Below are 12,349 nucleotides of genomic sequence, written 5' to 3' on the forward strand. Positions count from 1 at the left end.
CAAAGGGGAATAATTTATGAAGATGAAACTGGTCGCTGCTGCTATGATGAGTGTTGCTATGACGACAACCATGGCTGCAAACGATACAAAAGCCTTAAAGACCGAACAGGATAAGTTGTCTTATAGTATTGGTATTGATCTTGGCAAAAATTTTAAACGCCAAGGCATCGAAGTTAACCCTGAAGCATTAGCTCTAGGCATGAAAGACGGCATGAATGGTGGGAAGCAATTGTTAACCGATCAACAAATGAAAGAAGTGTTGACTAAATTTCAAAAAGACTTAATGGAAAAGCGCACCGCTGAGTTCAATAAAAAAGCAGAAGAAAATAAAGAAAAAGGCGAATCCTTTTTAAAGGAAAATAAAGCCAAAGAAGGCGTGGTGACTTTACCTAGTGGTTTGCAATATAAAGTATTAAATGCTGGTTCTGGTCCTAAACCTGACAAAGAAGACACCGTGACTGTAGAATATACCGGTCGCTTAATTAATGGCGAAGTATTTGATAGCACTGAAAAAACAGGTAAACCCGCCACCTTTAAATTATCGCAAGTGATTCCAGGTTGGACTGAAGCCTTACAGTTAATGCAAGAAGGTGCGACTTGGGAAATTTATGTACCCTCTGATTTAGCCTATGGCTCTCGCAGCGTGGGTGGCCCAATTGGACCTAATGAAACGTTGATTTTCAAAATTCATTTAGTTTCTGTTAAAAAATAAATTTTTTAAAAAACCGGTCACTCGTGTTTGCAAAGAACACGAAAATCCCTCTCTCATAAATGGGAGAGGGTTAAATTCACTGCCATGCAATCCATGGTTTTCTAATTCAATGGCAGTAATGTCGATCAAACAACAAATAAAATGAATAAACGTCTTCTTATTGTCTTTATTTTAGGGTTTTCTTCTGGTCTGCCATTATCTTTAGTCAGTAGCACATTACAAGCTTGGTTTGCTGAGTCAGGTATGTCGGTTATGGCGACAGGCATGTTAAGCTTGATTGGCCTTCCGTATCTTTATCGTGTCATTTGGGGGCCGCTGTTAGACCGATATACGTTATGTTCTTTAGGTAAGCGCCGCAGTTGGATCTTAGCCACTCAAATGATGTTGCTCTTGGGCTTTAACCTCATGGCTTGGTTTACGCCGCTTACTCACGCCTACAGTTTGGCGCTTATTGCTATGTTTCTTGCTTGTACCTCAGCGACCCAAGACATGGCTATTGAAGCGCATCGTACGGAATACCTTCCACCAAACCGGTATGCGTTAGGAGCTTCGTTTGCTGTATTTGGTTATCGAATTGCACTGTTGGTTTCAGGAGGATTAGCGCTCATTATCGCACAAAAATTTGGTTGGGCGTTTGCTTATCGCTTAATGGGATTTTTGATGATTATTGGTATGATGGCAACGCTTTGGAGTTCTGAGCCATCCACCTCAATGGATAAAAACACAACACTGGCCCAGTCCTTTACAGCACCTTTGAAAGAATTGTTTGCCCGGAAAGGCGTTGTTTCGCTGATTGTATTCATATTATTGTATAAGCTTGGTGAAGCGTTTACAGCGACCACCAGTGGAATTGTGATGCCATTTTTAATTCAGGGAATAGGCTTTTCTTTAGATACAATTGGTTACGTGAATAAAATTATGGGGGTTGTAGCGATTCTCTTGGGTGGATTGATTGCAGGACTTTTAATGATCCGATGGTCGTTGTACCGTGCGTTAATGACGTTTGGTCTTCTTCAAGCGATAGCCAACACATTATTTGTTGCATTAGCTATTGTAGGAAAAAATGTAACCGTGTTTGCACTCGCGGTGGTTTGTGATAATTTCACTACGGGAATGGGGTCAACTGCTCTGGTGGCTTTAATTATGAAAGTGGTTGACAAACGATTCACAGCAACACAATTCTCTATTTTAGCAGCACTTTCAACGATTCCAAGAATTTTTTCAGGACCAATCGCTGCTTATCTTTATTCCTTTTTTGGCTGGGTCGGGTTATATCAGATTTCTGTTATTCTTGCTTTAGCCTTTATTCCGTTTTTGATTAAAATCCGGCATCTCGTTCAAATTGAAGAAACATCAAACTTCAAAAATCAACCATTAGAAAAAACGCTTTCTACGCATCCATGATCCAGCGAGCCATTGGGCCGCGCGCGTAAGCAAGCGTTCTTACAGTTTAAATTCATTTAGGGTTTTGTTAGATTCAGAGTGTAAGTTGATGGAGCAGCAGGAAAGATACTCTTGGCTATGCATTTTGTTTCGAGCACTCCCTAACGAGCGCGGCTCAGTTTAATTGTAAAAAATAGGTTGGTACCGAGGGTGGGACTCGAACCCACACGGTGTCACCACCACCGGATTTTGAATCCGGCGCGTCTACCAATTCCGCCACCCCGGCACAGGCGCTCATTATAACAAAGTGTCTTCGTTACACAATGGGTATTTAAAAAAAGTTTAGCGGTAGGCAGGGGGCAGGAGTCAGGGGTCAGGGGTCAGGAGTCAGCAGGAGTCTGGAGTCAGGAGTCTGAGCTCTGATACCTGATACCTGATACCTGATACCTGACCCCTCATCATTGGTGTTTTCATTAAATAATGGTATTGTTTAATATATTTTAAGAATACATGAATAGGGTTTGAGGTGTGGTATGTGTATGTATCGTTATGTTGCGACAATCATTAGCTTCATTCTATTGATTCCAGCGCATGCAGCGATTTGTCCTCATCCAGAGACATCTTCATTGGCTTGGGGAGAAGTGCCATCTCCATGGCAGATAAATCCTTTCTCTGCTCCACCTCAGGGAGAAGAAGGCACTCGATTTGCGCGCGCTAATATCTTACTCGCTGGGATGACCGTTGGTGTTATATGTACTTATCAAAACTCCTTAGGAAATTATTCAATTTGGTGGCCTGTGCGAGTAAAACGTCCTGATCGTACAGAGTATCAATGGCATGAAGAGCTTGGGGGGTATGCTTGCACTGATTCATTAGATTCTTGTGTTTTTTATCCTTAAAAAGTTCTGATTTAGCCTCTGATTTAGCTTCCTGCTTAATTTTGACCATATACTATAATCTCTATTATGCCTAATTCTTTTATTTAGTATCTATCCTTGGGTCATGCAATAATTGTACATGAGGCAATCAATGGAAGAGGTTGATTTTCGTATTCTTATTATTGGTAAGGATACAACAACAGCGGGAAAAAATTTTTTCGAATTTGAAAACAATTCAACCTCTCGACTTCGTCCTGTATTTAGTGTGGATCACACATCAACCAACTCTAAAGCGCTCGCTAAAATCAAAAAAAATTTAGTCAATAAGCACTCCTTTTTACTGGTTGTGTTGGCAGAAAAAGATCAATCTAACCTATCAAAATCCAACTTCATAAAACAAGCCCTACAGCTGGATGAAAAACTTTCGCTTATTGTTTATACCGATGATTTGAAAGATTTTTTTAAATATTCTTTTCCTTCAGGATTTAACGATAACGTCGTCGCGCTTAGAGAGCCATACGATAAACAGGCATTGCAACAAGTCATTCGTGTGATGGCAAAAAAATGGATAATGGAGCGAGATGCAAAAGAATATTACAAGCTTATCAATCAGATACTCGGTGATGATGTTTCATTACGCCATCAATCTCGTTCGCTCTTAAAAGCGGCTATTGAAACCAGTAGTTCAGGACTTTTGGTTGTAGACTTAAAAGGCAATCTTGTTACGTATAATTCTCAGTTTATTCAAATATGGGATTTAAACCAACAGATCATCAAGGCGATGACGACACGAGAGCTCTTAACTAGCCTCATGGCAAAACTTTCAAAACCACTTACCTTTTTGCGGTTTGTTAACGGCATGAAACAGGATCCTGAGATTTCTGGTAAGGAGCGATGCCAATTAAAAAACGGCATCATAATAGAATGTCTTTCTAAACCTTATAGCATGGATCAGTCGACCGCGGGAAGATTGTGGGTATTTCAAGATATTACTGAACGAGTTCAAATGGAGCATAAGCTTGCTTATCAGGCAACACACGATGCGCTTACTAAACTTCCTAATAGGATACTGCTCTTTGATCGTTTAAATCATTACCTTGAAACGCATCGACGTCACAATGAACGTTTTGCTTTACTCTTTTTGGATTTGGACCGGTTCAAATTAGTTAACGATAGTCTAACGCACGCTTATGGCGACCGTTTATTATGCGCAGTAGTGAAGCGGATTTCAAAGTTAATCCGATCAAGCGATACCTTCGCAAGATTTGGGGGTGATGAGTTTATTATTATTCCATCGTCATTAAAATCCAAAGATGATATCGTTTCGATAGCACATAAATTAGTTGATGCATTTCAAAAACCATTTACTATCAACGGAAAGGTGATTCAAATAAGAACAAGTATTGGTATAGCTATCTATCCTAATGATGGTAAAACAAGCAAACAATTATTAAATAGTGCGGATGTGGCAATGTACTATGCCAAAGAGCGTGGTGGGGACCAATTTCGTTTTTACAGCGATTCATTAAGCAAACAATCGAGACAACGATATCAACTGGAAGCACAACTTCAGCAGGCATTAAAGCGAAATGAATTCTATTTAGTCTATCAACCTCAATTTAGTTCAAATCAACACATTTTAAAATCTGCTGAGGCCTTGATTCGATGGCGACATCCTGAAAAAGATGAAATCTTACCTATGAATTTTATACCAACTGCAGAACTAACTGGGCTCATTACCCCCATAGGTGAATGGGTGGTTGAAGAAGCCTGTCGACAACATTGTGCTTGGATTAAACTCGGTTTACCTCCGGTTTCTATCGCTGTAAATATTTCATTACGACAGATAAGACATTACGATTTTGTCAATAACATGACAAGAATTATTAAAAAACATGGCATTGATCCGAAATTTATTAATATAGAAATCACTGAAAATACGCTTTTGGTCCATCGTGATGTCTGCGAAAAAATTAAAGATTTAAAATCACAAGGATTTAAAATTGTAATCGATGATTTTGGTAGAGCGCATTCTAGTTTAAATTATTTGCGCGACCTGAAAGTCGATGGAATTAAAATTGATTCTTCCTTTATAAAAAATATTACGAAAGATGAAAACGATGAGCTTGTTATTAAAGCCATGATCGCCATGGCTAATCGGATGGATTTTGAAGTGATTGCAGAAGGTGTTGAAACAGAGCAACAAGTCGATTTTTTAAAGGAACAACATTGTAATGGATTGCAGGGATACTATTTTTCACGCCCTCTTTCTCAACAAAAGGTAACGGAATTGTTTAAGAACTCGTTTATAAATAACATCCGTTCGACATGAGCTTTTTATCGCTTGCATCCCTTCGATCATACACATGATTTAAGACGAATTACTAAATTTTATCTTCAGTAATATCAATCATCATCTGCAGAGCTTTTTTGGCATTTTCAATAACCCATGCTTGATCATGTGTTTCCAGCCTTTGACGAATACCACTGAACTCATTGACCACATCGCCCGCTTTAACCTCGTTATAAGTCATGGTTTTCCCTTGGCGAAGCAAATCCAGCAATCCCACTAAATGAGGAGGATCATTTCGAGACATGGTCGCACAGCCACAACCAAATCTAGTCGTGTCATGAGCTGTAGGTGCTTCAGCTAAATTGACGACTTCAATGCCAAGGGCTTTACAGTGTTGTTTTAAATTTTCAACCAGATGATTTTCTGTTCCTATGGCGTAGTGTTTTGTTTTTGCTCTATCCTCAGTGACGTAGTCCCAAATAAATGATGTAGAGCCAGCATGATCGGCTATTCGAACGACTTCATTACGACATTCAGGGTGAACAATGGTTGTGTAGCCTTGATTGCGCCAATAGGTGCACATCTCCGGTTGATAATAGGTATGAACTGCACACTCACTTGCAAAGAGAATGAGTTCTGCTTTATCAAATGTTTCAAGTGTAGCTCTATCTTGATTGAACAAAGAATAGTGTGCTCCTGCACTACCTCCAGGCCAGTAAGCTAAATTGTGAATACCTAACCACCAAGCAATATTTTCACCCATGTGTTGATCGGGAATAAATAATATTTTTTTTCCTTGCTTTTGCGCCCATCGAACAATTTTTTTAACGTTTGAGCTGGTGCATACAGCTCCACCTTGGGCACCAGTCATCGCTTTGACTCGACCAGAAGTATTCATGTAACAAACTGGAAGAATCTTGTTTGAGCCATATCGCTCATTTAAATCCAAAAATGCAGGTTCAACCATAAAGTCTTTGGCCAACATCTCCATCGTGCAGCCTGATTTCGGATTAGTGATGTAAACGTGTTGATGATTGTTTGCGAGAATACTAATGGACTCTGCCATAAAGTGAACGGCTGATTCCACGATAACGGATTTCTCTGGATGATTCGCTGCCATAAGCGCTAGCTGATATGAGTCGCCTATCTTCCCACCAAACTGTTCAACGAGTCGCACGATATCACCGCCCATATAATAATGAGCGAGAAGTAATAATTGATCGCCAAAATGATCCTGAGCTTTGGTCATGTAGGGGCGCATCCATTCTAGAACGGTAGTGAGTTTGCGATCTGGAAGCGCCTGATAGGCTTCAGCGTAAGGGATAAGCTCTTCTTGATACCAATCCAAAGGATAGTCACTTTGACAAATACTCATGTCGTTTGTAATTCGCATGAGGGTTTTTTCGGGATGGTAAGTATGATTGGTTTTAAACATCGAATACACCTAATACAAAAACTATACAGGACCTTTTCTATGAAAAAGGAAACTGCGGCGAATTCATACGCGAGATACTTTCTTGCGTATGAGGGCTTTTATAAGGAAAATCTTCTCGATAGTGCCCACCTCGTGATTCACGACGAGTAAGGGCTGCTCGAACAATTAACTCAGCATTGAGAATTATATTTCTAAGCTCAATAAAATCACGCGTAATGCAATGATTCCAATAATACTCTTCAATAATTTTTTTTCTTTTTATAATTAATTGTAGCAGATCTTGAAGTCCGTCTTCTGTTCGTACAATTCCAGCGTAAGACGTCATTTCTCCACGTAAGCTTCGCCAATGTGCGTTAATTTGGCTGGCTCGTCTTGCGTTTACTTCCGATGGGGAACTCCAGCGAGCAATGGGATCGGCCGAGACCCAAGGTTGATTGAGATCAGAAAGGCTTGCTCTGGCGGCATTAGAAGCCATAACGACGGCTTCCAGTAAAGAATTACTGGCAAGTCGGTTAGCGCCATGTAGCCCAGTAAAAGCGACTTCCCCAATCGCATATAAACGCTTCAAATCCGTTTTGCCTTGTGCATCTGTCAGTACGCCACCGCACTGATAATGCGCTGCCGGAACAACGGGTATCATATCTTGGCTCATGTCGATGCCAATGGCAGCCAGAGTATTATAAATATTGGGAAATCGTTTTTTCAAAAAAGATTTAGATTGGTGCGTAATATCAAGATAAACAAAACTTTGTTGACTTTGTTCAATCTCACTAAAAATGGCTCGGGACACCACATCGCGTGTTGCGAGCTCCAATTTATCGGGGGCATAGCGATGCATAAATCGTTCGAGGGTATCGGCATTTTTTAAAAGCCCTCCTTCGCCACGAACGGCCTCAGAGATTAAAAAATTGTTGACAGTGTGGTGGTGTAAGAGAGTAGGATGAAATTGATAAAACTCCATATTCCCCACGCGAGCACCAGCACGATACGCCATAGCGACCCCATCGCCGGTGGCGACCATCGGGTTTGACGTATAACGAAAAGTTTTTCCAGCACCTCCAGTGGCTAAAATTACCGAGCGAGCCAAAAAAGTATGAATCCGGTTTTTTTTACAGTCTAGTATGTAGGCTCCTAACACTTCGCCTTGATTTTCAGTTTGATGAGGGAGATAACGCGTAATTAAATTAACGGCGATATGATTTTCAAAAAATGAGACCTGTGATTCGTTTCTAACGGATAAAAGCAAGGCATTCGTGGTATTCATCCCAGTTCTGTCACCGCAGTTAAAGATACGTCGATGAGAATGCCCGCCTTCTTTAGCTAAGGTATATTGACCTTCAGGGGTTTTATCAAACTCAATTTCGTAGCGTTGTAATTGACGAATCGCTTCAGGGCCCTGGCGAATAATGCTTTCCACCGACGGACGATAACACAACCCATCGCCGGCGATAAGGGTATCTTGGATGTGAGAGTCCATAGAGTCTTCTGGTAAAAAAACGGCTGCGATGCCTCCTTGAGCATAATGACTGTTAGATTCTTCCGCTTGCGCCTTGCTAATTAAAGCAATTTTGGCATGGGGAGCTAGCTCAAGGAGCTGCTTACAGTAATGCAGTCCGGCAAGACCAGTCCCAATAACTAATGCGTCGAATTCAAACGTATCGCCTTGTTGAGAAAAAGTCTTGCTCATGAAAATGCTTTAACCAACTGCGCAGCAAGCCCTGTATATTGCTCTGGGGTTAATTCAAGAAGCCTTTTCTTAGCTTTTTCAGGAATATCTAAGGACTCGATGAACGCGTTTAGACTTTCCGCATCAATCCCTTGACCGCGAGTTAAATCTTTTAATTGCTCGTACGCATTAGGAACGTTATAACGTCGCATCACCGTTTGAACCGCTTCCGCTAAGACTTCCCAGGTTTCAGCGAGATCGTCTTTTAATGCTTGCTGGTTGATTTGAAGTTTTTCACTGCCTTTGACTATCGATTTATAGGCAATGAGTGAATAGGCGAAAGCCACACCAATATTACGCATGACGGTGGAGTCTGATAAGTCTCTTTGTAAACGAGAGAGGGGGAGCTTATTCGCGAAATGATCAAACAACGCGTTCGCCAATCCTAAATTGCCTTCGGCATTTTCAAAATCAATCGGATTAATTTTATGCGGCATGGTAGAAGAGCCTACCTCATTATCAACGGGCTTTTGTTTAAAATATCCTAACGAGATATAACTCCAAACGTCCTTTGTAAAATCAAGAAGAATGTTGTTAATGCGTATCATTAAATGAGAGACTTCGGCTAACCCATCATGCGGTTCAATTTGCGTTGTATAAGCACTAAAGGATAAACCAAGATCAGCTACAAACTTGGAGCAATGAGCTCGCCAATCCACCTCAGGGTAAGCCACCACATGCGCATTGTAATTCCCTACAGCACCATTGCATTTCGCAGAGATAAGAACTTCCGCTAATTGTTGCTGAGGACGCTTTAAGCGCGCAGCAAAATTGATAAGCTCCTTACCCATAGTCGTTGGGGTCGCCGGTTGGCCGTGAGTGCGACCCAGCATGGCACGCTCAGCATGTTGTTTGCCAAGCAAGGTAATGCTGGCGGTAATTTCCGCCAAATTAGGCAGCATGACTTTTGCGATAGCCTCTTTAATCATTAAGGCGTAGGCCAGATTGTTTATGTCTTCAGAGGTGAGGGCAAAGTGAATAAAGCTTGTTGTATGTTTTAAACCATCATGCTCCTGGAGCCTATCTCTAAGATAATATTCAACGGCTTTTACGTCGTGATTCGTCTGCTTTTCATACGCCTTGACTTCTTCGGCTTCCCGCTCATTAAATTTCTCTAAAATGCTTTTGAGAAAGGTCTTTTCATTTGATCCGAGTTTGGAAATTTCTTTAACCTGAGGGTTTTGGGCAAGGGATTCTAACCAACGAATTTCCACCAGGAGGCGATAATAAATAAGGGCTTGTTCGCTAAAGTAGGAATTTAGTTTACGGGTTTTAGAAAGATATCGGCCGTCAATAGGAGAAATCGCGTTTAATGGAGACAAAGTCATGGCATTATCGAGAAATTAGAAAGTGCATATGATATTAAATGACGTTCTAATTCACAACCTCCAGCAATTTAAGTAGAATGAATTTTCATGATCGTATTGGATATGAGGAATTTATGGCTGATAACGCTTATACAATAGAACTCCAACACTTGTCGATGAAGGACTTAGAGCAAGTGGGCGGTAAAAACGCCTCATTAGGTGAGATGATTAGCCATTTATCCTCAGCCGGTGTGTCCGTGCCAACGGGATTTGCGACAACTGCTGATGCGTTTAGAAGCTTTTTAGTCGATAACGGACTTGATAAAAAAATTCAAACCTTGCTCTCATCTTTAGATGTTGAAGACGTAACCGAGCTTGCTCGAGTCGGAAAAAAAGTTCGCGCCATGGTTTTAGAAGCTCCTTTTTCAGGAATCTTTGAAGACGCGGTGCGAACGGCGTATTTAAATCTAGTGAATACCATCGGTAATGAACATTTCAGTGTGGCCGTGCGCTCATCTGCTACCGCTGAAGATTTGCCGGATGCTTCTTTTGCCGGCCAGCAAGAAACCCTCTTAAATGTGCATGGAATTGACGAAATCTTAATCGCCATCAAAACGGTTTTTGCTTCTTTATATAATGACCGAGCCATAGCTTATCGCGTTCATCAAGGGTTTAATCATCAAGATGTAGCGCTATCGGTTGGCGTCCAACAAATGATTCGCAGTGACTTAGCGGTGAGTGGCGTCATGTTTACAATGGATACCGAATCTGGTTTTGACCAGGTGGTGTTTATTACCTCTTCTTACGGGCTCGGTGAAATGGTGGTTCAAGGTGCAGTGAATCCTGATGAGTTTTACGTTCACAAGCCAGCACTTGCCGCCGGTAAATCAGCCGTAGTTCGCCGCAATTTGGGGACCAAAGCCATCAAGATGATCTATAACGACGAAGCCAACACGAAAGAGAAGGTCAAAGTGATGGATGTGCCTAAACAAGAACAACGCCTTTTTTCTTTGACTTCAGATGAGGCGGAGTTACTTGCTAAACAAGCGGTGATTATTGAAAAGCATTATGGTCGACCTATGGATATTGAGTGGGCGAAGGATGGTGTTGATGGGAAGTTATACATTCTTCAAGCCAGACCTGAAACAGTGAAAAGTCGCTCGAATAAGCAAGTACTTGAACGCTATCAACTTAAAGAAAGCGGAACCATTTTGAGTGAGGGTCGTAGTATTGGTCAACGGATTGGGCAAGGAAATGCACGTGTTATAAAAGACATTAGCGAAATGCATAAAGTTGCTCCGGGTGATGTATTAATTTCAGACATGACCGACCCCGACTGGGAGCCTATCATGAAGCGGGCTTCAGCCATTGTCACCAATCGTGGTGGACGAACCTGTCATGCCGCGATTATCGCAAGGGAATTAGGCATCCCGGCTGTGGTAGGTTGTGGGGATGCCACGAAAGTGATTCGTGATGGTGAGCCTGTTACGGTGAGCTGTGCTGAAGGAGATAATGGCTATGTTTATGAGGGATTATTGCCCTTTGAATGCATCCAGCTTGATGTGGATACTATGCCCGAATTACCCGTGAAAGTGATGCTAAATGTGGGTAACCCTGAACGTGCGTTTACCTTCCAATCGATTCCAAATGCAGGCGTTGGTCTTGCGCGGCTTGAATTTTTAATATCCAATACCATTGGCATTCATCCCAAAGCTCTGCTGCAGTTTGATGCTTTGGAAGATAAAAAGCTTAAAGAATACATCGATGAAAAGACCGCTGCTTATCAGTCACCGGTTGAATTTTATATCGAACGGCTAAAAGAAGGCATTGCTACGATTGCTGCGGCATTTTATCCAAAGCCTGTGATAGTGCGCTTATCCGATTTTAAATCAAACGAATACGCGAATTTAGTCGGTGGAAATCTTTATGAGCCAGATGAAGAAAACCCGATGTTAGGATTTCGCGGCGCATCTCGATACATTTCGAAGGATTTTGCTGATTGCTTTGCCTTAGAGTGCCAAGCAGTCAAACGAGTTCGTAACGACATGGGCTTGAATAATGTCGAGGTCATGATTCCTTTTGTAAGAACCATTCGTGAAGCCGAGCAGGTAATTCAAATTCTCAAACAACATGGACTTGAACGTGGAAAAGAAAATTTACGCATTATTATGATGTGTGAATTGCCATCCAATGCCTTACTCGCTGAGGCGTTTTTAACTTATTTTGATGGATTTTCAATTGGTTCAAATGATTTGACTCAATTGACCCTCGGGTTAGATAGAGATTCAGCCTTAATCGCTTCTCAGTTTGATGAGCGAGATGATGCAGTCAAACAACTGCTGCATATGGCGATATCAGCTTGCAAGCAACAAGGAAAATACGTAGGTATTTGCGGACAAGGGCCTTCCGATCACCAGGATTTTGCAGAATGGTTGATGAAAGAAGGTATTGATAGCCTTTCTCTAAATCCAGATTCGGTGCTTGAAACCTGTTTGTTTCTGGCAAAAAAGTAATTCTTAACTTAAGCTATTTAAACTTCATGCATTCTGAGCTTAGTAAGTGCTGAGTATAGCGATAGAAAAAGGACCTCTAAGGAAGAAATGAACGGATTTTCA

At 41.4% G+C, this 12,349-nt stretch carries 8 protein-coding genes and 1 tRNA gene; 5 read left to right on the top strand and 4 right to left on the bottom strand.

All coding sequences use genetic code 11. The features are described 5' to 3' along the window. Positions 1–16 precede the first annotated feature (16 nt). The gene (gene bamJ / locus E1O41_RS10550) at positions 17–712 is read left to right on the top strand and encodes a BamJ family beta-barrel-assembly machinery protein (RefSeq protein WP_131777301.1); all 696 of its coding nucleotides are present in this window, start codon (positions 17–19) and stop codon (positions 710–712) included. A 141-nt stretch (positions 713–853) separates the two neighbouring features. Next, positions 854–2,116 carry an AmpG family muropeptide MFS transporter gene (locus E1O41_RS10555; RefSeq protein WP_131777302.1) on the top strand — a complete coding sequence of 421 codons (1,263 nt, stop codon included), beginning with the start codon at positions 854–856 and terminating at the stop codon, positions 2,114–2,116. Between the two features lie 178 nt (positions 2,117–2,294). On the opposite strand, the gene E1O41_RS10560 is transcribed toward E1O41_RS10555, so the two are convergent. Continuing rightward, a tRNA-Leu gene (locus tag E1O41_RS10560) sits at positions 2,295–2,381 on the bottom strand. Between the two features lie 253 nt (positions 2,382–2,634). On the opposite strand from E1O41_RS10560, the gene E1O41_RS10565 reads away from it, so the two are divergent. Both E1O41_RS10565 and E1O41_RS10570 read left to right on the top strand, forming a co-directional pair. Further along, on the top strand, positions 2,635–2,994 hold the full coding sequence (locus tag E1O41_RS10565; protein ID WP_131777303.1) for a DUF3757 domain-containing protein: 360 nt from the start codon (positions 2,635–2,637) through the stop codon (positions 2,992–2,994). Positions 2,995–3,124: 130 nt separating this feature from the next. Next, positions 3,125–5,305: a sensor domain-containing protein gene (locus E1O41_RS10570; RefSeq protein ID WP_165481180.1), complete on the top strand. Its 2,181-nt coding sequence runs from the start codon at positions 3,125–3,127 to the stop codon at positions 5,303–5,305. A gap of 52 nt (positions 5,306–5,357) precedes the next feature. Here E1O41_RS10570 and nadA read toward each other — a convergent pair whose 3' ends face one another. From nadA to purB, 3 genes are read right to left on the bottom strand one after another with little or no spacing between them, the layout of a single operon-like run. After that, complete coding sequence (nadA, locus tag E1O41_RS10575) at positions 5,358–6,701, bottom strand: quinolinate synthase NadA (RefSeq protein WP_131777305.1); 1,344 nt, start codon at positions 6,699–6,701, stop codon at positions 5,358–5,360. A gap of 37 nt (positions 6,702–6,738) precedes the next feature. Beyond that, the gene (gene nadB, locus E1O41_RS10580) at positions 6,739–8,388 is read right to left on the bottom strand and encodes an L-aspartate oxidase (RefSeq protein ID WP_131777306.1); all 1,650 of its coding nucleotides are present in this window, start codon (positions 8,386–8,388) and stop codon (positions 6,739–6,741) included. Beyond that, positions 8,385–9,755 carry an adenylosuccinate lyase gene (purB, locus tag E1O41_RS10585; protein ID WP_131777307.1) on the bottom strand — a complete coding sequence of 457 codons (1,371 nt, stop codon included), beginning with the start codon at positions 9,753–9,755 and terminating at the stop codon, positions 8,385–8,387. The genes nadB and purB overlap by 4 nt, the downstream gene beginning before the upstream one ends. 113 nt (positions 9,756–9,868) lie before the next feature. Here purB and ppsA point away from each other — a divergent pair, with 113 nt between their 5' ends. Beyond that, entirely contained in the window at positions 9,869–12,247 is a 2,379-nt protein-coding gene (gene ppsA, locus E1O41_RS10590) for a phosphoenolpyruvate synthase (protein WP_131777321.1), read from the top strand. Positions 12,248–12,349: the final 102 nt, after the last annotated feature.

This window comes from Legionella impletisoli (genome assembly GCF_900639875.1).
GTDB classification, from domain to species: Bacteria; Pseudomonadota; Gammaproteobacteria; order Legionellales; family Legionellaceae; genus Legionella_A; species Legionella_A impletisoli.